Origin of the sequence: Rhodococcus wratislaviensis (assembly GCF_900455735.1) — a bacterium.
GTDB classification, from domain to species: Bacteria; Actinomycetota; Actinomycetes; order Mycobacteriales; family Mycobacteriaceae; genus Rhodococcus_F; species Rhodococcus_F wratislaviensis.
The window spans coordinates 457,908-478,090 of the sequence record NZ_UAUI01000022.1 but is presented as its reverse complement, the minus strand read 5'-3'; the positions used below and the strand labels follow the sequence as shown (position 1 = coordinate 478,090).

The following is a 20,183-nucleotide window of genomic DNA, read 5'->3' as shown; positions in this document are numbered from 1 at the left end:
TTGCCGGGGGTTCGGTGCAACGGACGCCGACGGCGGCGCGCTACTCTGTCACCGACAAAAGTGTCGATACCTTCAGTGTCGATCTACCTGGACCGGCGGATGAACGATCCGTCGGCCGGCCGGGTACGACGGCGACGAGATGGGAGGCTGTGTGGAGCTACTGCTTCTTACCTCCGACCCCAACCCCGAGGCAGTGCTGCCTGCCCTCGCCCTGCTGGCGCATTCGGTGCGGCCTGCCCCGACGGAGGTGTCCTCTCTCCTGGAAGCGAGCTCCGCCGACATCGCCCTGGTGGATGCGCGCACCGATCTCGCGGCGGCTCGCGGCCTCTGCAGGCTGCTGGGCAGCACGGGTTCCGCGGTTCCGGTGGTGGCGGTGCTCACCGAGGGTGGCCTGGTGGCGGTCAATTCCGACTGGGGCCTCGACGACATCCTGCTCCCCGGCACCGGACCGGCCGAGGTGGACGCCCGCCTCCGGCTGCTGGTCGGACGCACCGGCGGCGTCGCCAGCCCGGAGGCGTCCGGCAAGATCACGCTGGGCGAACTGGTCATCGACGAGGGCACGTACACGGCTCGTCTGCGCGGCCGTCCCCTCGACCTCACCTACAAGGAGTTCGAACTCCTCAAGTACCTGGCACAGCACGCGGGTCGCGTCTTCACCCGCGCGCAGTTGCTGCAGGAGGTGTGGGGTTACGACTTCTTCGGTGGCACCCGCACGGTCGACGTCCACGTGCGTCGTCTGCGCGCCAAGCTGGGCAGCGAGTACGAATCCTTGATCGGTACAGTCCGCAACGTCGGTTACAAGGCCGTCCGTCCCACCCGCAGCAAGTCGGGTGCGCCGGTGCCGCCCGTCGACGACCTCGACGCGGACGACGCGGACTTCGAATCCGCGGAAGGGCCGGCGATCTGAGTGAGTGCCTCCGTGCAGTCCTGGACTGATCGACTCGACGGCAAGCAGGCCGCGGACGTGTCCGCCCTGCTCGAACGCGCGACGGCAGCGGACGGAACCGCGCCGGTGTCGGAGCAGGGTGTGCACGCCGTGTCCGGCGCCGGGAGCGACGGTGTCCGTCATCTCGTCGAGACCGACGCCGATCGGATCGTCGGGTACGCGCAGCTGCAGCCGGGTCACGGGGATCATCCCGCGATGGCCGAACTCGCCGTCGACCCCGCGGCGCGCGGCCGCGGAATCGGAGGCAGGCTGGTCACCGAGGTCCTGTCCGAGGGTGGTCCGGACACGAGGGTGTGGGCGCACGGCAACCTGCCTGCGGCGCAGGCGGTGGCGCAGCGTCTGGGGCTGACCGGTGCGCGTGAACTCCTGCAGCTCCGGCGTCCGCTCGCCGATGCGGAACTCCCGGAACTCGTTGTACCGGAAGATATTTCACTCCGCGTGTACCGCGGAGTCGAGGATGATCCCGAGGTGCTGCGTGTCAACGCTGCCGCCTTCGCCTGGCATCCCGAGCAGGGGTCGTGGACCGAACGTGAAATGGCCGAACGGCGCGCGGAGGCCTGGTTCGATCCGGCCGGGCTGTTCATGGCATTCGCCGCTTCGGACGAGCAGAGACTGCTCGGATTCCACTGGACAAAGGTGCATCCGAAGCAGGGCGACGAGCCGGCCATCGGTGAGGTCTACGTGGTGGCGATCGGCCCCGACGCCCAGGGGCGTGGTCTCGGCCGGTTGCTGACGCTCGCCGGACTGCACTACCTGCGTGACCGCGGGCTCGGTGCGGTGCTGCTCTACGTCGAGGGCGACAACGCCTCGGCGCTGCACACCTACGACCGGCTTGGGTTCGAGCGGTTCCACACCGACGTCGCGTACGCGCGCGCCTGAGGGGCTTCTTTACTTCCGCACCTGTTGTTCGTCTCGGAAATGTGGACAAATGCTCGGTCTGTTCACCTTCCGTTCACCGATCGTGGTCCAACTGGACATTAGCTACCCCTAGGTTTCTCCGTGGGCAGCGCCGTGTTGCCTGGTGCAGATTTCAACGAAGCGCACCTCATGTCGCCGCCCGATCGCGGGCGAGACGGTATTTCCGGAGGACTAGGTGAATCTCAAGCGCAGTGGCGCCCTGCTCGGTGCAGTGGCCCTGGGTGCCATGACCTTGGCCGCGTGTGGCAGCGACAACAACGCGGCGTCGAGCGGCGTCGACGCAGCGTCGTCCAACGCGACGTGCGAGGGCAAGGCCAACCTCTCCTCGGCCGGTTCCTCGGCCCAGAAGAATGCCATGGACCAGTTCGTCTCCACCTACATCTCCGTCTGCCAGGAAAAGGGTAAGACCGTCAACCTGGCGTACAACCCCAGCGGTTCCGGCGACGGACGTACGCAGTTCATCGCGAGCCAGATCGACTTCGCTGGCTCCGACTCGGCGATCAAGGCCGAGCAGGCCGAGCAGGCCAAGGCCCGTTGCGTCGGCGGCGAGGCCTGGAACCTTCCGCTCGTCTTCGGACCCGTCGCCGTCGCCTACAACCTCGACGGCGTCAAGGACCTGGTGCTGAACGGCGAGGTGACCGCCAAGATCTTCAACGGCACCATCAAGAAGTGGAACGACCCGGCCATCGCCGCGCTCAACCCCGGCGCCACCCTGCCGGACCAGGACATCACCGCGATCATCCGCTCGGATTCGTCGGGAACTACCGACAACTTCCAGCAGTACCTCACGGCCGCCTCCAACGGCGCGTGGACCACCGGTGCCGGCTCGGACTTCACCGGCGGTATCGGTGAGGGCGCCAAGGGTTCGGCCGGTGTCGCGCAGGCAGTGGCCTCCGCCCCGGGTTCGATCACCTACGTCGAGAAGTCCTACGCGGACCAGAACAAGCTGTCGGCCGCGCAGATCGACACCGGCTCCGGCCCGGTCGCGCTGACCGACGAGTCCGCGGCGAAGGCGATCGAGGGTGCACAGTTCAAGGGTGAGGGCGTGGGCGATCTGACGCTCGACCTCGGCTCGATCTTCGGTACCAAGGAAGCGGGTGCGTACCCGTTGGTGCTCGCCACCTACGAGATCGTGTGCTCGAAGGGCTACGACGCCGACACCTCCGCGGCGGTCAAGTCGTTCCTGACCAGCGCAGCCAACGAGGGTCAGGACAACCTGGCCGAGCAGGGCTACGTGCCGCTGCCCGACTCCATGAAGGAGAAGCTGAACGCGTCGGTCGCCGCCATCGGCTGATCGCACCGTTAGTCGTTCGGACCCGCCCATGACTCGATATTCTGACCAGGAAAGATTGCGAGCGCAGATGAGTGAAGCGCACATCGAATCAGCACCTCGCGCCTCCGGCTCCGCTTCTGGCGGAGTCGGGGTGGGCGGTCCGAACGGCACCCCGGAGGCCGAGTTGAGTACCACCAAGGCCGAAACCCCGACTCCGGCAGGTGCACCCCGCGGCAAGGCCGTCGCCAGGCCGGGGGACCGGATCTTCAAGTCCCTCGCAACCACCTCGGCCATCTTCATCTCCATCCTCATCGCCGCGATCGGCATCTTCCTGATCTGGCGCGCAGTTCCCGCACTGAGCAGGAACCAGGTCAACTTCCTCACCAGCAGTGAGTGGGTCACTCAGAACATCAACGCCATGGCGTTCGGTGTGCTCGACCTGTTCCAGGTGACGGTGCTCGTCTCGCTGTTCGCGCTGATCCTCGCGATGCCCGTCGCCCTCGGCATCGCCATCTTCCTCACCGAGTACTCGCCGAACTGGCTCAAACGTCCGCTGGCGTACGTCATCGACCTGCTGGCCGCCGTGCCGTCGATCGTCTACGGCCTCTGGGGTCTGCTGGTGTTCGCTCCCGCGATCAAGCCGCTTGCCGTGTGGCTCAACGAAAAGCTCGGCTGGTTCCCGCTGTTCGCGACAGGAAGCGGTTCCATCACCGGCGGTGGCACCATCTTCACCGCGGGCATCGTCCTCGCCGTCATGATCCTTCCCGTCATCACCGCGGTCACTCGCGAGGTGTTCGTGCAGACGCCGACGCCCCAGATCGAGGCGGCGCTCGCGCTGGGCGCCACCCGGTGGGAAGTGGTGCGGACCACGATCATTCCGTTCGGCAAGTCCGGCTACATCAGCGGATCGATGCTCGGTCTGGGTCGCGCCCTCGGTGAGACCATGGCGCTCTACCTGATCCTGCGCACCACGTCGCAGCCCTTCGGATGGTCGCTGTTCGACGGCGGCGCCACCATCGCCTCCAAGATCGCTCTCGGCTACGCGGAGTTCAACAACAACATTCAGGCCGGCGCCTACATCGCCGCAGGCCTGGTGCTCTTCGTGCTCACCTTCGTCGTGAACGCCGCGGCCCGCGCCGTGATCGCAGGAAAGAAGGACTGACCCATGACCGCGACCCTCGACAAGCCGGTCAAGGCCCCCACCTTCCAGGGGGTCGGTGTCCGCCGACGCATCACCGACCTCACCGCCACCGTCCTCGTGACGCTGGCAGTGCTCGTGGCGCTGGTCCCACTGGTGTGGGTCCTGGTCACCGCCGTCATCAAGGGAATCCCTGCCCTGACGTCGGCCACGTGGTTCACCCACTCGCTCAGCGGACTGACGTCCTCCGCGGCGGGCGGCGGCATCTATCACGCGCTGATCGGCACGATTCTGCAGGGACTCGTCTGCGCGGTGCTGTCCATTCCGCTCGGACTGTTCGTCGCGATCTATCTCGTCGAGTACGCCGACCGGAAGTCGCGACTCGCGAAGCTGACCACGTTCATGGTCGACATCCTCAGCGGTGTCCCGTCCATCGTGGCTGCCCTGTTCATCTACGCCCTGTGGATCGCGACGTTCGGTTTCCCCAAGTCCGGCTTCGCCGTGGCGCTCGCCCTGGTGCTGCTGATGGTCCCCGTCGTCGTCCGCAGCACGGAGGAGATGCTCCGCATCGTTCCGCAGGACCTGCGGGAGGCGTCGTACGCGCTGGGTGTTCCGAAGTGGAAGACGATCGCCAAGATCGTGCTGCCCACGGCACTGCCCGGCATCATCACGGGCGTCATGCTGGCGCTGGCCCGGGTGATGGGTGAGACCGCGCCGCTGCTGATCCTCGTGGGTTACGCGCCCTTCATCAACTTCAATCTGTTCGGTGGTGAGATGGGCACGCTGCCCGGCGTCATGGTCGCCGAGATGAACAACCCGACCGATGCCGGTACCAACCGCATCTGGGGCGCGGCGCTGACATTGATCCTCCTCATCGCCATCCTCAACGTCCTGGCCAAGATCGTCGGCCACTTCTCACAGGTCCGCAGCAAGTGACACATACACTCGATCTCGAACACCAATCAGTAGGGAGCCGGTAATGGCCAAGCGTCTGGATCTCAAGGACGTCAACATCTACTACGGCAAGTTCCACGCCGTCGCCGATGTCGGGCTGTCCGTCCCCCCGCGGAACGTGACCGCTTTCATCGGCCCGTCCGGCTGCGGCAAGTCGACCGTGCTGCGTTCGCTGAACCGCATGCACGAGGTGACTCCCGGTGCGCGCGTAGAGGGTTCGATCCTGCTCGACGGTGAGGACATCTACGGTTCCGGCATCGACCCGGTCGGCGTCCGCAAGACGATCGGCATGGTGTTCCAGCGTCCCAACCCGTTCCCGACGATGTCCATCAAGGACAACGTGGTGGCCGGACTGAAGTTGCAGGGCGAGCGCAGCAAGAAGCGTCTCGACGAGGTGGCCGAGCGGTCGCTGCGCGGCGCCAACCTGTGGAACGAGGTCAAGGACCGTCTCGACAAGCCGGGTGGCGGATTGTCCGGCGGTCAGCAGCAGCGTCTGTGCATCGCCCGGGCCATCGCCGTCTCGCCCGACGTCCTGCTGATGGACGAGCCCTGCTCGGCGCTCGACCCGATCTCGACCCTCGCGATCGAGGACCTGATCACGGAGCTGAAGAAGGACTTCACCATCGTGATCGTCACCCACAACATGCAGCAGGCGGCGCGTGTGAGCGACCAGACCGCATTCTTCAACCTCGAGGCCACCGGCAAGCCGGGACGTCTCGTCGAGATCGACGACACCGAGAAGATCTTCTCCAACCCGACGCAGAAGGCCACCGAGGACTACATCTCGGGCCGCTTCGGATAGAGCGACGCACACGAGAACGCCCCGGCCGGATCTGCGGTCGGGGCGTTGTCGTGTCCGCGGACGGACGTCGGGCGAACGAACGGGACGCTCGTACGGTCTGACCGTACGAGCGTCCCGTTCGCGCGAAAAGTGTTGGGGGAGTTCTACAGGTCGGGGTACGAGGTGAGGGTGTCGGCGTCGACGGCGGGCGTCTGGGTCTCGTCGGGCAGCTTGCCGGTGACGAGGAAGATCACCCGGCGGCCCACCTCGACGGCGTGGTCGGCGAACCGCTCGTAGAAGCGGCCGAGCAGGGTGACGTCGACCGCCGCGGCCACGCCGTGCTTCCACTCGCGGTCCATGAGCACGGTGAACAGGTGACGGTGGAGGTCGTCCATCGCCTCGTCCTCTTCACGCAGGCGCGCGGCCCGCTCGGGATCGCGCGTCTCGAGAACCTCGCGGGCAGCGGCGCCGATGGAGACGGCGATGCGTCCCATCTCGGCGAAGTAGCCGTTGACCTCTTCGGGAAGCACGTGGTTGGGATGTCGGCGGCGCGCGATCTTGGCGACGTGGAGAGCCAGCGCACCCATGCGGTCGATGTCGGCGACGATCTGGATCCCGCTGACAACCGAGCGGAGGTCGCCGGCGACCGGTGCCTGCAGGGCGAGGAGGGCGAACGCCCGCTCCTCGCAGATGGTGCTGAGCTCGGTGATCTTGTCGTGCTCGCCGATCACCTGCTCGGCGAGGGAGAGATCTGCCTGGAGCAGCGACTGGGTGGCTCGCTCCATGGCGACCCCCGCAAGCCCCGCCATCTCACCGAGCAAGTCGGCAAGCTCGGTCATCTGTTCGTTGTAAGCCACGCGCATGAGGTCACAGCCTACGGTGCACGGGAAACCAAGTCACGATCACACGGTAAACGCAGAGTGAACGACGCGACCCGGCGGGCGCTCATTCGCAGGACGTGTCGCCCGCGTTCACAACCGCAAGGTCCGCGGGGATTTCCACGTCCTCGGGCTGGCCGATTCGCACGTCCGACATACTGAGCGGTGTGTCGATCGGGCTCGGTGTCTGGAGGGTCCCGGAGAAGTTCGAACCGAGTGCGACCTCGACGACCGTCCCGAGTCCGGTGGTCGACTCGAGCACCGCACTCGGGAACGACGACGCCAGGGTCGCCGCCTCGGCTTCGTGGCCCGGCGAGAACCGGACGACGGTCTCGCCGCTGGTTCCCGTGTAGTTGCCGACGTTGTAGATCTGGAACCCCTCGGCGGCCAGTGAGTCGGCCACGGTCGCGGCCAGTCCCGACTCACCCGATGCGTTCGACACCTGCACGGTCACGCTGGACGGGTCGACGGCCTGGACCGACAACGGTGCCGGCGCTGCCTGCGGTTCGGGGGCGGAGGGCAGGGGTTCGGCACGCTTCTCGCCGGGCAGCGCCTCGTCGTCGATGATGGCGCGGAAAATGGCCTTGATGTCGTCGGTGCGGGGAATCTCGTTGCCCCACTCGGTGGTGCCTGCGGTGGGCACCGTCAGGAACGTGACCGCGCCCGCGTCGACGTTCTGCAGTGAGCGTCCGAGGGTGACCAGCGACTTCGTGTCGATGTTCTCGACGAACGTGTCGCGGGTGAACGCGTTGATGAAGCCGTTCAGTTTGCTGGGGTTGAGCAGCACTTGACTGGACAGGGCGCCCCGCAGCAGGGCGGAGAGGAATCTCTGCTGACGGTTGATGCGGCCGTAGTCGCCGTTGCCCTCCGCCTCGACATGTCTGGCGCGGACGAAGTTCAGTGCGGTCTTGCCGTCGAGCATCTGGGTGCCCGCCTCCGGCAGCACGGTGCCGAGGACGCCGTCCTCGAGCGGCTGGGTGGTACAGACCTTGACCCCGCCGATCTCGTTGACCATCGACTCGAAGCCGGCGAAGTCCATGCCGACGAAGTGACCGATCTTCAGACCCGACATCTTCTGGATCACCTTCACCAGGCACTTCGGTCCGCCGAGTGCGTAGGTGGCGTTGAGTTTGTCGCCGTCGGCGGCGGGAAAGGTTTCCTCGGTGTAGGTGCCGCTGGCGTTGTCCCAGCCTTGGCAGACGGGCCGCTCGACGTCGAGGTCGCGGGGGAACGACACCGCGACCACCCGGCTTCGGTCGGCAGGGATGTTGACGAGCATAACCGTGTCGGCGCGGGATCCCTCGGCGTCGTCGATGGTCCCGGCACCCACTTCACCGCTCGCGCCGGCGCGGGTGTCGCTGCCGACGATGAGATAGGTCTCGTCACCGGTCTGCCCGACGGCGTCGACGATGTCGGTCGACTCCGTGTCGAGTGCCGCGATCTGGTCGAACTTGCCCTCGGTGGAGCGGAGGTAACCCCAGACGATGCCGGTTCCGGCGAGTGCGACCACCGCCACGAGCGCGACGACGGCGCGTCCTGCTGCGCGGAGACGCTTGCGTTTACGGGTCTTGCTGAGGGCCAGGCGGGTGGTGCCCGGGTTGCCGACCACCTGCGGTACCGCGGTGGTCTCGGCGGAATCCGCGACCCATTCGGGCTCGGGCGTGCTCTGCGGGGGCTCCGGCTCCGGCGGCGGAGGCGCGGAAGGGGTCTCCCGCGGCGGAATCCCGGGAGGCGGCGGCTGCCGCTCGTCGATCGGGGGAATGATCTCCGTCTTGTCCGGATCGTCCGGCTCGCTCGGTTCTTCCCCGGAAACCTTCTTCACCAGGTCTGCGACGGAGAGCGCTTCGGTGGGTCCACCCGCGGCCCGGCGGCCGATCCGGCCACTGTCGTGGCGGGACGGTTCGGTGCGTTCTACCTGCGCACGGCGCTCGGGCGGCGCGGTCCGTTCGGGAGGTGCGGTCCGTTCGGGTGGTGCGGTCCGTTCGGGCGGTGGCTGCCGCGGCGGGAGACGCCGCGGCCGTCCCGACTGGGCTTCTCGGTAGCTGGGATCCGCGAGAGGACGCTCCCAGGGGGCGCGGGATTCGGGAGTCGGTGAGTCCGAGCTGTGATCATCACCCACCGATGCAACCTGACCTCTCCGCCGACTCCGACCTCCGTCGGCCTCGACGGATTCCAGCCATAGTACTTATCGAACGTCGAGGCTCCACACATGTAGCGAGGTGACGCGCGTCCGTGCTGCTAACCACCGGAATGCATGAGGTCGGCGCCGGCGGGCACCAGGCAGTCGTCGGGGTCGTCGAGCCACCCTTCGGGGAGCGCGACCGTGCCGGGCGACCCCTGCCGTCCGCGCGGTCCCTCGGCGTCCTTGGGGAACGGGATGGTCGGATCGAGCTGGACGAGGAGGTCGTCGAGTTCGGTGAGGGTGCTCACGAGGGCCATCGCGACCCGCAGTTCGGACCCGGCGGGGAAGCCCCGCAGGTACCAGGACACGTGCTTGCGCAGTTCACGCAGGCCCTTGTCCTCGCCGTGGTGATCGGCGAGGAGTTCCGCGTGACGGCGGATGATCGTGGCCACCTCACCGAGGTTGGGAGGAGTGGGCTGCGGGTTCCCGTTCAGTGCCGCGCTCAGCTCCGCGAACAGCCACGGCCGGCCGAGGCATCCGCGCCCGACGACGACGCCGTCGCACCCGGTCTGCTCCATCATGCGGGCCGCGTCTTCGGCGGCGAAGATGTCGCCGTTCCCGAGGACGGGCACGTCCGTGACGTGTTCCTTGAGCCGGGCGATCTCGTTCCAGTCGGCTGTGCCGGAGTACCGCTGCGAGGCGGTACGCGCGTGCAGTGCGACCGCGGCGGCGCCTTCGCCTGCGGCGATCCTGCCGGCGTCGAGATGCGTGTGGTGTTCGGCGTCGATACCGACGCGGAACTTGACGGTCACCGGGACGTCGGTGCCCTCGGTCGCCTTCACGGCCGCGGCGACGATCCGACCGAACAGGGTGCGCTTGTACGGCAGCGCCGCACCGCCGCCCTTGCGGGTCACCTTGGGAACCGGGCAGCCGAAGTTCATGTCGATGTGATCGGCCATGTTCTCGTCCACGATCATCTTGGCCGCGGCGTACGTGGTGTCCGGGTCGACGGTGTACAGCTGGAGTGACCGCGGTGTCTCGGTCGGGCCGAACGTCGTCATGTGCAGGGTCGCGGGCTGACGCTCCACCAGCGCACGCGCTGTCACCATCTCGCACACGTACAGGCCGGACGTGCTGCCCGCGCGCTCCGTCTCGAGCTCACGGCACAGCGTGCGGAACGCGACGTTGGTGATCCCGGCCATGGGGGCCAGAACCACCGGACTGCGCAGCTCGAGCGATCCGATACGAAGGGATGACATTGACGACCTCTGGGAAAGTGCTGGAACAAAAACTGTGCCCGGTACCGAATCCGGTACCGGGCACAGGATAACTGTTTACGTCACGAAGCCTTCTGCTCGCGCTTCTTGGCCTCACGGGCCAGCATGCGGTCGCGCTGCTCCTCGAACTTGGTGGCCTGGCCCTCGAGGTTCTCGAGGAACTTGCCGAGGCTCTCGCGGATCTCCTCGCCGCGGGCGGTGAAATCGGTCCGCTCGAAGATGTTCCACTTGCGCAGGACCGGCATCAGCACCTCTTCGAGGTGCTGACGCAGGTCGTAGATGCCGTGCTTGGCCATGAGCACACCGTTGCGCCGGAAGTTCGGCATGCCGGCGCCCGGCATCTGGAAGTTCTGGACGATCATGTTGATGGCCTCGAGCGCCTGATCGGGCGCGAGGTCGAGGGCAGCGCCGCACATGTTGCGGTAGAAGATCATGTGCAGGTTCTCGTCGGCGGCGATGCGCTGCAGCATCTTGTCGGCGATCGGGTCCTTGCACGCCTTACCGGTGTTGCGGTGGCTGACGCGGGTGGCGAGTTCTTGGAACGTCACGTAGGCGACGGAGTGGAGGAAGCCGGCGTCGACGTCGGCGGGGGAGGCGAAGCCGTTCGTCATGTGCTCCATGCGGAAACGCTCGAGCTGGACGGGGTCGACGGCGCGGGTCACGACGAGGTAATCGCGCATCACGATGCCGTGACGGTTCTCCTCGGCGGTCCAGCGACCGACCCACGTTCCCCACGCGCCGTCCTGCGAGAAGTTCTCGGCGATCTCGCGGTGGTACGAGGGCAGGTTGTCCTCGGTGAGGAGGTTCGTGATCATCGCGGCCTTGGCGACCTCGTCGAGCTGCGACTGCTCGGGATCCCAGTCGATGCCGCCCATCGCGGCGAAGTTACGTCCTTCGTCCCACGGAACATAGTCGTGGGGATGCCATTCCTTGGCCATGGAGATGTGGCGGTTGACGTTCTCTTCTGCAACCGGCGACAACTCCTGCAGCAGTTCGAGTTGGGTCAGATCCCTCGCCATGTGTAATGCCTCCAGTAGCTCAATTTGACTTTGTTCAGCCTACGGCACCGTAAGTAGGTTGGTAAACGCCGTCGGCGGCCCGGGAACCGTCCAAGTTACCGATCCGTAATGGATCTTCCGGGATGTGTCGCCGCCACGCGGCGAACCGTTACATGACAGTGTACTGATGAGCATGCGTGTGCGGTGACCAGCGTAATCATCGCAGGGAGAGATCATCACAGCGACGCGCGGACAGTTGTGGACGATCACAGATTTGTCGGTCTCCACAGATTCCCCGCCGTAACTCGAGCCGTGTCGGCGGTTGCGCGGAAACCCGTTCGTCCGAGCTGTCGGTCTCCTGGGAATTCGATCCACCCTAGGTGTGAATATCGCCACCCGCAGGGCGACGGTGGCCCCGCCGCCCCCGGGACCTACTTCTTTCCGCCGCCGAGCAGTCCGCCGAGCACGTCGCCCAGTCCGCCGCCCGCACCCTTTCCGAGCAGGCCGCCCAGGACCCCGCCGAGCCCGCCGGAACCACCAGTGCCTCCGAGGAGCCCGCCCAGGACGTCCCCCAGACCTCCGCCGGCCTGGCCCGCGCCCTGCGTCTGCGGAGCAGAACTTCCGCCGCCCGTCACCTGCTTGGCGATGTACGCCAGCACGATCGGCGCGAGGATCGGGAGCAACTGCTTCACGAGGTCGCTGCCCACTCCGCTGCCGCCGCCGACACCGCCGAGTGTGCTCGCCACTCGGTCACGTTCGCCGCCGAAGATGTTGGACACGATCTTGTCGCCGTCGTCCGTGTCGACCTGGTCGATGTCGATTCCGCCGTCGAGCAGTGTCGTGCCGCTGTGATCGTGGAGCGCGCTCCGGAGGGACGCGGCGCCGTTCGGATCTTGTGCGTTCGCGCCGAGCCCGCCGACGAGCGTCGGCAGCGCCGACTTCACCGCGGTCTCGGCGGTGGCCTCGTCGACGCCGAGTTGCCGGGCGATCTGGTTGATCGGGATCTGGGACAGAAGGTCGTCGATCGATGCCATTGATGCCTGCCTCGTCATGGGGTTCGTCGTCGACACCCCCGGACTCCCGACACTAGTGAATCCCGAATGTCCGTTATGCCGGTTGCGGTCGGTCGGAGGGCTGCCGACAATCGTCACATGGGCAACAACATGAGCCGCCTGGAACAGATCGTCGCCGAGTTGCCCGAAGCCGTTCGGGTGGACATCGCCCAGTGGGACGGACACCCGACGTTCCGGGTGCGGGGGAAGAACTTCGTGTTCAGTGACGTCGAGGCCACCCGGTTGACGGTGAAGCTCACCGTGGACGAGGCCGAAGCCGTCGTCGCAACGGAACCAGGGGCCGAGCCAGCGGGATACGGTCTCGGTAGACACGGCTGGATCGCACTGGACGTCGCGGACGCGGACGAGCCCCGGTGGGAACAGTTGCGTGAGTGGATCAGGACGTCGTACACGCTCGTCGCCCCGAAGCGACTGGCCGAGCAGGTGCTGGACGAAGAACCGTTGCCGACGCAGGGAGACCAGTCATGACGACCGAGAACAGCGCATCCACCTCCACACCGGCGAAATCGGGACTTCCGGCGTGGGCCAAGAAGGCCATCGGCATCGCCGTCCTCCTCGTGGTACTGGTCATCGCGTACTTCATCCTCGCGGCGTACCTCCCGCGGGCGTGGGCTCAGAACGTGGGCGGACTGGCCGACGGCAGCTTCGGCGGCGGCATCCTGTGGGGACTGTTGTTCGGCACCCTGTGCACCCTCCTGCCGTTGCTCCTGTTCCGCGGAGCGTGGCGGCTGTTCCGCCGGCGCCGGTTCAAGCCCGTGCAGATCGTGCTGCTGATCCTCGGTGTCCTGGTGGTGCTGCCCAACCTGCTGACGCTCAGTGTGGTGCTCGGCGGCAACAGCGCAGCGCACGCGGGCGAACGGATCATGGACGTCGACGCGCCCGGATTCCGCGGCGCGTCACTCGCCGGCGCCATCATCGGAGTGGTGTTGTTCCTCGGCGTCGCCGGCGTCAGCTTCACGTACCGCAAGCGCGGGGAGGATCTCGCCGAGATGCGAAGAGACACGAAAGCGAAGGACGGACAGGTGGGCGACGGGCCGCCGGCCGGACCGTCACCTGCCACGCCCTAGCGAGTTCACCACACGAGCACCGGTTTGATCACCGTGCCCGCGGCCTGATCGGCCACGGCGCGGTTGATGTCGTCGAATCGGTACTCGGTGACGAGACGGTCGAACGGGAATTTCCCGTCCGCGTGCAGCGCGAGCAGCTGCGGAATGAACTGCTGCACGGACGAATCGCCTTCGACGCAGCCGCGGAGGGTCTTGCCGTTCAGCATCAGGTCCTGGATGTTCACCGTCACTTCGGGCGCGCCCAGCCCGACGACCACCGCGCTGCCCCGCGCCCGCAGGCAGGACAACGTCTGTCCGATGACGGCGGGGATCCCCGTCGTGTCCAGGGTGTGGGTGGCGCCGCCACCCGTCGCCGCACGGATCGCGGCGACCACGTCCTGCGACCCGGGATCGATCGCGATCGCGCCGAACTCCTCCGCGAGCGCACGTCGGGCGGGTACCGGATCGACGGCGAGAAGCGTTGCGACGCCGACTGATCGGGCTGCGAGCAGCGCGGCGAACCCGACGCTGCCCGCGCCGAAGACGACCACGCTCGAATCACTGCCGGGCCGGAGCACGTTCAGTACCGCGCCTGCCCCCGTCTGGAACCCGCAGCCGAGCGGCGCCGCAGCGGCCAGGTCGACGGACCTGTCGACGACGACGACGTTGTCGGCCGTCGCGAGGACGTGCTCGGCGAAGCTGGACTGTCCGAAGAAGGCGGCGCGCACGGGTTCGCCGTTCTGGGTGACGGTGGCCGAGCCGTCCGCGCGCCGGCCCGAACTGTTCAGCCGGTGCGCGTCGACGCAATATGCCGGACCCGCGCTTCGGCATTGGTCGCAGTCGCCGCAGTGGCGATAACTGAGAATCACGTGATCACCGGGCACCACCCCGCTCACGCGTGACCCGACGTCCACGACGATCCCGGCCCCCTCGTGGCCGAGGACGGCGGCGCCGAGGGCGCGGGGGAGTGCCGCCTTGGTGAAGAGGTCTGTGTGGCACAAGCCGGTGGCGACGACCCGCACCAGTACCTCGTCCGCGCGGGGCTCGTCGAGTTCGACCTTCTCCAGCGTGAACGGAGAATCGGGTCCGCGTGAGACGGCTGCTGTGACCTGCATTGGAGCTCAGTCTCTTTCGAGCAGGAAGTAGTAGTGCCGACCGCCGTCGAGTACCAGCGCGGACTTGCCGTTCATGATGCCCATGAGGGTGGAGTCGTCCACCTTCTTGAAATGATCGAAGATGGGCGCGCCGTCGTACACCATGGTCGCGGTGACCTCTCCCCGGAACTCGATGTTCCACAAACTGGCTTCGCCGTTGCCGCCCTTGACGTCGGAGTAGAGGTTGCCGTCCGCGTCACGGCATATCAACGGCTTCGCATCCTCGAGAGAGTGGAACGTCTTTCCGTGCCAGCGGCTCGCGAACAGTTTCTCGTGGAGACGGTGTCCGGTGGCGAAGTCGTCGCCCTTCCAGCTGCCGAGGATGTCTTCGGCCCTGACGGTGTCGAGCGCCGCCCACACGGCGTCGAGTTCGTCGGGGGAGACGCCGCTCTCGCGTCCCCGGAGCTCGTGGAACGTGCTGCGGGCCTGATCGATGTCCATGAAACGGTCCTTGGCGTGAGGGGGTGTGAGGTTTACGAACCAAACTGTTCGTCAACTTCGCACGCTACGCCGAACCAGATGGTTCGGCAACGGGCAATTTAGGATGTCGGAATGCGAACAGCGGGAGAAGCCACGCGAGAACGGATCCTCGCCGCGGCCAAAGAAGAGTTCGCCCGACACGGAGTCGCCGGAGCCCGGATCAACCGCATCGCAGAGGCGGCCAGGGCGAGCAAGGACCGTCTCTACGCGTACTTCGACAGCAAGGAAGCGCTGTTCGACGCCGTCATCGCACAATGGATCGCCGAGACGACGGAGCAGACGGCGTTGCGGGGCGACGATCTGCCGGGCTACGTGGGCCGGTTGTTCGACGACTACGTGGCGCACCCCGAGAACGCGAGACTGCAGAAGTGGGCCGACCTGGAGATGCGCGAGCAGATCGCCGACAGCGATGCGCGGATCCTCACGCTGCGGCCCAAGATCGCCGAGATTCGGCGAGGGCAGCAGGAGGGGTTCGTCGATCCGTCCTGGAACGCAGGCGAGCTGCTGCTCGTGATCACCGACATCGCCCTGTCGCTGGCCGTCGCCCGTGGCGGCCGCAAGCCGGCGGGGGGAAAGTCGGGGGAGCGCACGGTGGCGCAGCGGCGGCAGAGCGCTGTCGAGGCGGTTCGTCGTCTGATCCGGGTGTCTGCGACGGCGGAAGCGCCGGGCCGCGAGTGAGTGCTTGTGCCCCTTACCCGGCATGTGCCGAGTAAGGGGAGAGTGCCCCCAGTAGGGCTCGAACCTACGACCTGCGGATTAAAAGTCCGTAGCTCTACCAACTGAGCTATAGGGGCGCGGGGCCAGAGTCTAGTGCGCAGACAGTGACCGAGAAAACAGGACCCCCGGCACGGCGCGCCGCGCGGGGGTGAAAAGGGTCGGCTCGGGTGCGCACCCCCTGCAGCGCACCCGAGCCGACCCAAATTATACCACTTGGTGTGTTTTCGGCAGCGGTCCGGTTTCGACTCTATAAAGGTCTTCAGGTTTGTTTCTGAGAAGTTTCCATGATCTAGAGACTGCTGTGTCGGTTTTTTCAAAACGGGGATACTGTTATGTATGGCTCCGCACTCGTCCTGACAGGGCGAAAACGGGGTTACTACATCTGGGAGAGGGATTCACCGTCATGGCACGTCAGCAGGAGCGTGCGCGACGCACTCGCGCTGCGCTGGTGGAGTCGGCCGCGATCGAGTTCGCGAAGCGCGGCTATGCGGCGGCGTCGGTCAACACGATCCTCGAGGGCTCGAACGCCACCAAAGGGGCGATGTACTTCCACTTCCAATCGAAGGAAGAACTCGCCCGTGCCGTCCTTCAATCCGGAGTGGAGCAATTCACCGCCCTGACCGACAGGTGGACGAGTCGCACGGACATCGGGCCGTTCGAAGCCCTCCACGGTTTCGTGATCGACCTGGCGAAGCTCTTTCATTCGAGCGTCATCGTGCGGGCCGAGTTCCGGCTGATCGTCGAACCCGAGTTCTATCCGGACGTGCAGTCCGGTGGCTCGCAGGTGTGGGGGCGCACCGCGCACGAGTTCGCGATCCGCGCGCAGCGCGACGGTCTGCTGCGCGCCGACGCCGACCCCGAGAAGTTCACCCGGGTTCTGGCGGCGTCTCTCGCCGGCCAGCGGTACATGTCCGACATGACGGCTCTGGAGGGTGACCTCGGCGAGCGGTTCGCGGAATCGCTCGAAGTGATCCTCGCTGCGATGGCTTCACCCGAATGGTTGGAGAAGTTTGCGAGGGACGGATGGCCGGATTCCGGTTCAGAACTGCCTGATTCGTAGTCTGACCTGGCGATTTGGGAAATTCTCGATCCGTGTCCTAAGCTATCCAAGCTCCCAACGGAACGCCGTTGAGGTACTGGTTCGGAGAAATCCGGCGGGCCCCCTTCGTCTAGCGGCCTAGGACGCCGCCCTTTCAAGGCGGTAGCGCGGGTTCGAATCCCGTAGGGGGTACGTTTGACCGGTGTCGAGCATGAGGTATGGTTCGACGGCAGTAAAAGTGACACGCAGTAACGCTTTACACTTGTAAAGCACAGCAGGACAAAGCAAGGCCCTGTGGCGCAGTTGGTTAGCGCGCCGCCCTGTCACGGCGGAGGTCGCGGGTTCGAGTCCCGTCAGGGTCGCAAGTGTGTTGCCGATACCGAGTATCGGCAACACAATGCGATAGGCATTCGGTTCGGGTGCCGTCCGGCCAGGTAGCTCAGTTGGTACGAGCGTCCGCCTGAAAAGCGGAAGGTCGCCGGTTCGATCCCGGCCCTGGCCACCACGATTCACCGAAGCTCCGTTGTCGAGAACGTCGACAGCGGAGTTTTTTCGTTCTCCCCCCACGTGAGTGCGAAAGTGTGTTCCGGCACGCTTTCGCACTCACGTGGGGTCAGGGGGCGATCCGCAGCGTGTCGACGAGGCCGTCGCTGAGAACGAACTCGTACTTCAGTTCCACCGGGCTTCCGGGGAAATTTCCTTCCACTGTGGTGGTGACCACATAGCTGTCGTCGGCGACCGTCTCCGTTCCGGTCACCTCGACTGTGTAGGTGTACTTCGATTCGAGGTCCCTGCGCCATTGCCGGATGCCGTCGCGCCCGCGGACGGTCCGGCCTTCGTCGGTCACGGCCCCGTGCTCGGTGAAGCACGCCGTGAGCGCGTCCAGGTCTCCTGCGTCGGCTGCTCGAAAATAGCGGGTGACGATCTCGGGTGTCGTGGTGGTGCGCATGATGTTCTCCCTGTCCGTGTGCGGCAGTGTCGCGTGTATAGCAACGCTATAGAAGTAGCATAGCGGTGTGACAACGAAGAGTGTGGCCGGCAACGCCCGCGACCGTCTGCTGAAGGCAGCGGCCCAACTGCTCGACGAGGCCAAGGGCAAGCCCGTCTCCACCCGCGCCGTCTGCGACCTCGCCGGAGTGCAGGCCCCGACGCTGTACCACCACTTCGGCAGCAAGCAGGGCCTGTTCGACGCGGTCGTGGAGTACGGGTTCGGCCAGTACGTCCGGGCCACGAATCGGCGCGGGGACGACCCGATCGCCGACCTGCGGGAGGGCTGGGACGATCACGTCCGCTACGGGCTCGACAATCCCTCGTTCTACGTCCTGCTGTACGGCCGGATCGCCCCGGGCACGCCGTGTGCGGTGACATCCGTCGCCGAGACGAGACTCCTCGAGTTGCTGACCGAGATCGCGCAGCAGGGACGCCTGCGGGTGACGCCGGCAATCGCCGCCGGGCAATTCGTGGCGGCGAACGTCGGCATGACCCTGCACCTCATCGCTCAGCCGGAGGGCGAGGCGGACCTCTCCCTGTCACGGGAACTGCGCGACAACGTGATCGCCGGGCTGATCCGGCCTGCGCCCGCTGTGCGGTCGGAGGCCTCACGGGAGGTGGTCGAGAAGGCGGACGCCCTCGCACGCGCCCTCGACGCCGCCGCGGGGCGGTCCGGGCTTAGCACCGGCGAGCTGCTCCTGATGCGGGAATGGCTCGACAAGCTGGCGGCAGCGACCTAGGACTCCGAGCGCCGCCGCAGGGTGTCGAAGATCTCCCGGTAGTGCAGGTGAGCCATGAAATGACCGCCGGGGCGGATGTTCAGCGTGGCGCCGGGAATTCGGCGGGCGAGCGCGGGCGGCCAGTGCGTGGGCACGAGTTCGTCCTCGCTTCCGCCCCAGACGTCGACCGGCACGGTCAGATCTTCGGGCGCGAACCCCCACGGCCGCATCCACGCGCGGTAGTCCTCCACCATCCCGGGCGCCGTCCGGAGAGCCTCGCCGGACATGAGCGAGAAGTTCCGGACCGGCTCGGAGCGGAGCACGGCTGCGTCCGCGGTGCCGAGGTCGCGGGCGCCGAGTCGCCGGAACAGCCGCGGAGCACGCAGCGCGGCGGCGCCCATGACGCGAAAGCAGATCCGCGCCACCAGCGGAGCGTGCTGGGACAGCCGGGTGAAGGCGCGGTCCCCGGCGGGAAGCTGGGCGAACACCCCGGGTTCGGTGAGGGGCAGGGCGCCGGCGATCACCGCGACACTCGTCACGCGCGACGCGACCCCGGATCCGACCGCGAGCGCGTACTGTCCGCCCATCGACCACCCCATGACGCCGAAACGGTCGACGCCGAGGTGATTCGCGAGGTCTTCGACGTCGCGGGCCCAGTCGAGGACCGTCCGGCCCGGCTGTGGATCCGACAGTCCGATCCCGGGACGGTCGGGGGACAGGAGACGGATGCCCGCATCGCGAGCGCTCCGGTCGGCGGCCGCGACGTCGAGGCGTCCGGCGAGTCCGCCGTGGGCGTTCACGACCACGAATCCGCCGGGGTCGCCGTACTCCGCGAAACCCATCAGGCGTCCGTCGCGCAGCCGGATCACACGATCCTCGGGTCCGACATGAACTCTGGGCACGGGAAACCTCCGGCGGTCGAGGTGAGTCTATCCGGGGGAACCCTGGGCAATCCGGACATCGTGAGGACCGGAACCGGTGCCGTCACCGGACGACACCGAGGCGACTGTCGCTAGGCTGACGTCCATGAGCAGTGCTGAAGAGCCGCTGACAGCGGGCCGTGACGGGCTACTGTCGTTGCTTCGCAACGGGCAGCTGCCCTCGCGCGGGGCCAAGGCCCCGCAGCGGGAGCGTTACCAGCGGATCGTCGCCGCGGCGATGGAACTCGCCTCCGAAGGCGGGTACGACGCCGTGCAGATGCGGGCCATCGCCGATCGGGCGGGGGTCGCGCTGGGCACCGTGTACCGCTACTTCCCGTCGAAGAACCACATGCTGGTGATGGGCCTGCTGATGGTGTTCGAGGGAATGCGGTCCCGGTTCGAGGACGTCGCGATCCCCGGGGACACGCCGTCGGAGCGGATCCTGTTCGTGCTCCGCAAGAACACGGAAGTCCTCGAGAAGGATCGGCCGCGATACGAGGCCCTGGTGCGCGCGTTCATGTTCGCGGACGCGTCGGCTTCGGCCGAACTGGATGCGTTCGGCGCCCTGATGACCGAGATGTTCGCCAAGACGATCGGCGTCGAGCAGATCTCCGACGACCAGCTGAACGCCATCCGCGTGATCGGCGACGTCTGGATGTCGAGCCTGGTGTCCTGGGTGGCCGGCCGCATCTCGGTGGACGAGGTGATGGCTCACCTCGGGCTCGCGGTCCGCCTCGTGTTCCGGCGCCTCGGCGGCTAG

General features: G+C 66.7%; 21 protein-coding genes and 4 tRNA genes. 15 read left to right on the top strand and 10 right to left on the bottom strand.

What is annotated here, in order from left to right:
* The first annotated feature begins 151 nt into the window (after positions 1-151).
* The 6 genes from DTA22_RS24745 (at position 152) to pstB (ending at position 6,031) form a co-directional block, all read left to right on the top strand.
* Entirely contained in the window at positions 152-907 is a 756-nt protein-coding gene (locus tag DTA22_RS24745) for a winged helix-turn-helix transcriptional regulator (protein WP_037230539.1), read from the top strand.
* The gene (mshD, locus tag DTA22_RS24740) at positions 908-1,825 is read left to right on the top strand and encodes a mycothiol synthase (protein WP_037230537.1); all 918 of its coding nucleotides are present in this window, start codon (positions 908-910) and stop codon (positions 1,823-1,825) included.
* A 214-nt stretch (positions 1,826-2,039) separates the two neighbouring features.
* Positions 2,040-3,158, top strand: coding sequence for a phosphate ABC transporter substrate-binding protein PstS (pstS, locus tag DTA22_RS24735; protein WP_112301221.1), 1,119 nt, complete (start codon positions 2,040-2,042; stop codon positions 3,156-3,158).
* Positions 3,159-3,225: 67 nt separating this feature from the next.
* Positions 3,226-4,299, top strand: a complete 1,074-nt coding sequence (gene pstC / locus DTA22_RS24730) for a phosphate ABC transporter permease subunit PstC (protein ID WP_112301220.1) — start codon at positions 3,226-3,228, stop codon at positions 4,297-4,299.
* 3 nt (positions 4,300-4,302) lie between these two features.
* Positions 4,303-5,211 carry a phosphate ABC transporter permease PstA gene (pstA, locus tag DTA22_RS24725; protein ID WP_112301219.1) on the top strand — a complete coding sequence of 303 codons (909 nt, stop codon included), beginning with the start codon at positions 4,303-4,305 and terminating at the stop codon, positions 5,209-5,211.
* A 43-nt stretch (positions 5,212-5,254) separates the two neighbouring features.
* A complete protein-coding gene (gene pstB / locus DTA22_RS24720) occupies positions 5,255-6,031 on the top strand; it encodes a phosphate ABC transporter ATP-binding protein PstB (RefSeq protein WP_015888703.1) in 777 nt (258 codons plus the stop codon).
* Between the two features lie 143 nt (positions 6,032-6,174).
* Here pstB and phoU read toward each other — a convergent pair whose 3' ends face one another.
* The 5 genes from phoU to DTA22_RS24695 all read right to left on the bottom strand — a co-directional run bounded on the left by phoU (position 6,175) and on the right by DTA22_RS24695 (position 12,319).
* Positions 6,175-6,873 carry a phosphate signaling complex protein PhoU gene (gene phoU / locus DTA22_RS24715; protein ID WP_037230533.1) on the bottom strand — a complete coding sequence of 233 codons (699 nt, stop codon included), beginning with the start codon at positions 6,871-6,873 and terminating at the stop codon, positions 6,175-6,177.
* Between the two features lie 82 nt (positions 6,874-6,955).
* Positions 6,956-9,007, bottom strand: coding sequence for an LCP family protein (locus DTA22_RS24710; RefSeq protein ID WP_112301218.1), 2,052 nt, complete (start codon positions 9,005-9,007; stop codon positions 6,956-6,958).
* Between the two features lie 119 nt (positions 9,008-9,126).
* Positions 9,127-10,269, bottom strand: coding sequence for a tRNA dihydrouridine synthase DusB (dusB, locus tag DTA22_RS24705; protein ID WP_005244337.1), 1,143 nt, complete (start codon positions 10,267-10,269; stop codon positions 9,127-9,129).
* Positions 10,270-10,349: 80 nt separating this feature from the next.
* The gene (locus DTA22_RS24700; protein ID WP_037230531.1) at positions 10,350-11,306 is read right to left on the bottom strand and encodes an acyl-ACP desaturase; all 957 of its coding nucleotides are present in this window, start codon (positions 11,304-11,306) and stop codon (positions 10,350-10,352) included.
* Between the two features lie 410 nt (positions 11,307-11,716).
* Positions 11,717-12,319 (bottom strand): DUF937 domain-containing protein, encoded by a 603-nt coding sequence (locus DTA22_RS24695; RefSeq protein WP_112301217.1) that lies wholly within the window; start codon positions 12,317-12,319, stop codon positions 11,717-11,719.
* 66 nt (positions 12,320-12,385) lie between these two features.
* On the opposite strand from DTA22_RS24695, the gene DTA22_RS24690 reads away from it, so the two are divergent.
* Together DTA22_RS24690 and DTA22_RS24685 are read left to right on the top strand one after the other, a co-directional pair.
* A complete protein-coding gene (locus DTA22_RS24690) occupies positions 12,386-12,826 on the top strand; it encodes an MmcQ/YjbR family DNA-binding protein (RefSeq protein WP_112301216.1) in 441 nt (146 codons plus the stop codon).
* Positions 12,823-13,425, top strand: a complete 603-nt coding sequence (locus DTA22_RS24685) for a hypothetical protein (RefSeq protein ID WP_037230528.1) — start codon at positions 12,823-12,825, stop codon at positions 13,423-13,425. The genes DTA22_RS24690 and DTA22_RS24685 overlap by 4 nt, the downstream gene beginning before the upstream one ends.
* 5 nt (positions 13,426-13,430) lie before the next feature.
* Here DTA22_RS24685 and DTA22_RS24680 read toward each other — a convergent pair whose 3' ends face one another.
* Together DTA22_RS24680 and DTA22_RS24675 are read right to left on the bottom strand one after the other, a co-directional pair.
* The gene (locus DTA22_RS24680; protein WP_112301215.1) at positions 13,431-14,519 is read right to left on the bottom strand and encodes an NAD(P)-dependent alcohol dehydrogenase; all 1,089 of its coding nucleotides are present in this window, start codon (positions 14,517-14,519) and stop codon (positions 13,431-13,433) included.
* 6 nt (positions 14,520-14,525) lie between these two features.
* Complete coding sequence (locus tag DTA22_RS24675) at positions 14,526-14,999, bottom strand: DUF4334 domain-containing protein (protein WP_037230526.1); 474 nt, start codon at positions 14,997-14,999, stop codon at positions 14,526-14,528.
* 111 nt (positions 15,000-15,110) lie between these two features.
* On the opposite strand from DTA22_RS24675, the gene DTA22_RS24670 reads away from it, so the two are divergent.
* On the top strand, positions 15,111-15,716 hold the full coding sequence (locus tag DTA22_RS24670) for a TetR/AcrR family transcriptional regulator (protein ID WP_112301214.1): 606 nt from the start codon (positions 15,111-15,113) through the stop codon (positions 15,714-15,716).
* Positions 15,717-15,759: 43 nt separating this feature from the next.
* Here the strand turns inward: DTA22_RS24670 and DTA22_RS24665 are convergent.
* Positions 15,760-15,832 (bottom strand) — tRNA-Lys (locus tag DTA22_RS24665).
* Positions 15,833-16,158: 326 nt separating this feature from the next.
* Here DTA22_RS24665 and DTA22_RS24660 point away from each other — a divergent pair.
* The 4 genes from DTA22_RS24660 to DTA22_RS24645 all read left to right on the top strand — a co-directional run bounded on the left by DTA22_RS24660 (position 16,159) and on the right by DTA22_RS24645 (position 17,299).
* The gene (locus tag DTA22_RS24660; RefSeq protein WP_037230524.1) at positions 16,159-16,815 is read left to right on the top strand and encodes a TetR/AcrR family transcriptional regulator; all 657 of its coding nucleotides are present in this window, start codon (positions 16,159-16,161) and stop codon (positions 16,813-16,815) included.
* 98 nt (positions 16,816-16,913) lie between these two features.
* A tRNA-Glu gene (locus DTA22_RS24655) sits at positions 16,914-16,986 on the top strand.
* Between the two features lie 96 nt (positions 16,987-17,082).
* A tRNA-Asp gene (locus DTA22_RS24650) sits at positions 17,083-17,156 on the top strand.
* A gap of 66 nt (positions 17,157-17,222) precedes the next feature.
* A tRNA-Phe gene (locus tag DTA22_RS24645) sits at positions 17,223-17,299 on the top strand.
* 108 nt (positions 17,300-17,407) lie between these two features.
* Here DTA22_RS24645 and DTA22_RS24640 read toward each other — a convergent pair.
* Entirely contained in the window at positions 17,408-17,743 is a 336-nt protein-coding gene (locus DTA22_RS24640) for a nuclear transport factor 2 family protein (protein WP_112301213.1), read from the bottom strand.
* A gap of 67 nt (positions 17,744-17,810) precedes the next feature.
* On the opposite strand from DTA22_RS24640, the gene DTA22_RS24635 reads away from it, so the two are divergent.
* The gene (locus tag DTA22_RS24635) at positions 17,811-18,524 is read left to right on the top strand and encodes a TetR/AcrR family transcriptional regulator (RefSeq protein WP_245973361.1); all 714 of its coding nucleotides are present in this window, start codon (positions 17,811-17,813) and stop codon (positions 18,522-18,524) included.
* On the opposite strand, the gene DTA22_RS24630 is transcribed toward DTA22_RS24635, so the two are convergent.
* Complete coding sequence (locus DTA22_RS24630) at positions 18,521-19,372, bottom strand: alpha/beta fold hydrolase (RefSeq protein ID WP_037230520.1); 852 nt, start codon at positions 19,370-19,372, stop codon at positions 18,521-18,523. The genes DTA22_RS24635 and DTA22_RS24630 overlap by 4 nt on opposite strands.
* A 157-nt stretch (positions 19,373-19,529) precedes the next feature.
* Between DTA22_RS24630 and DTA22_RS24625 the strand changes: the two genes are divergently transcribed.
* Positions 19,530-20,183 (top strand): TetR family transcriptional regulator, encoded by a 654-nt coding sequence (locus tag DTA22_RS24625; protein ID WP_128970053.1) that lies wholly within the window; start codon positions 19,530-19,532, stop codon positions 20,181-20,183.

Bases quoted from the DNA above. Each gene is read 5' to 3' on its own strand.
- DTA22_RS24690 (WP_112301216.1), top strand. From the start codon at position 12,386: ATGTCCGTTATGCCGGTTGCGGTCGGTCGGAGGGCTGCCGACAATCGT.
- DTA22_RS24700 (WP_037230531.1), bottom strand. From the start codon at position 11,306: ATGGCGAGGGATCTGACCCAACTCGAACTGCTGCAGGAGTTGTCGCCG.
- DTA22_RS24640 (WP_112301213.1), bottom strand. From the start codon at position 17,743: ATGCGCACCACCACGACACCCGAGATCGTCACCCGCTATTTTCGAGCA.
- pstA (WP_112301219.1), top strand. From the start codon at position 4,303: ATGACCGCGACCCTCGACAAGCCGGTCAAGGCCCCCACCTTCCAGGGG.
- DTA22_RS24680 (WP_112301215.1), bottom strand. From the start codon at position 14,519: ATGCAGGTCACAGCAGCCGTCTCACGCGGACCCGATTCTCCGTTCACG.
- DTA22_RS24660 (WP_037230524.1), top strand. From the start codon at position 16,159: ATGGCACGTCAGCAGGAGCGTGCGCGACGCACTCGCGCTGCGCTGGTG.
- pstB (WP_015888703.1), top strand. From the start codon at position 5,255: ATGGCCAAGCGTCTGGATCTCAAGGACGTCAACATCTACTACGGCAAG.
- pstC (WP_112301220.1), top strand. From the start codon at position 3,226: ATGAGTGAAGCGCACATCGAATCAGCACCTCGCGCCTCCGGCTCCGCT.
- phoU (WP_037230533.1), bottom strand. From the start codon at position 6,873: ATGCGCGTGGCTTACAACGAACAGATGACCGAGCTTGCCGACTTGCTC.
- DTA22_RS24625 (WP_128970053.1), top strand. From the start codon at position 19,530: ATGAGCAGTGCTGAAGAGCCGCTGACAGCGGGCCGTGACGGGCTACTG.
- DTA22_RS24670 (WP_112301214.1), top strand. From the start codon at position 15,111: ATGCGAACAGCGGGAGAAGCCACGCGAGAACGGATCCTCGCCGCGGCC.
- DTA22_RS24685 (WP_037230528.1), top strand. From the start codon at position 12,823: ATGACGACCGAGAACAGCGCATCCACCTCCACACCGGCGAAATCGGGA.
- DTA22_RS24695 (WP_112301217.1), bottom strand. From the start codon at position 12,319: ATGGCATCGATCGACGACCTTCTGTCCCAGATCCCGATCAACCAGATC.
- DTA22_RS24675 (WP_037230526.1), bottom strand. From the start codon at position 14,999: ATGGACATCGATCAGGCCCGCAGCACGTTCCACGAGCTCCGGGGACGC.
- dusB (WP_005244337.1), bottom strand. From the start codon at position 10,269: ATGTCATCCCTTCGTATCGGATCGCTCGAGCTGCGCAGTCCGGTGGTT.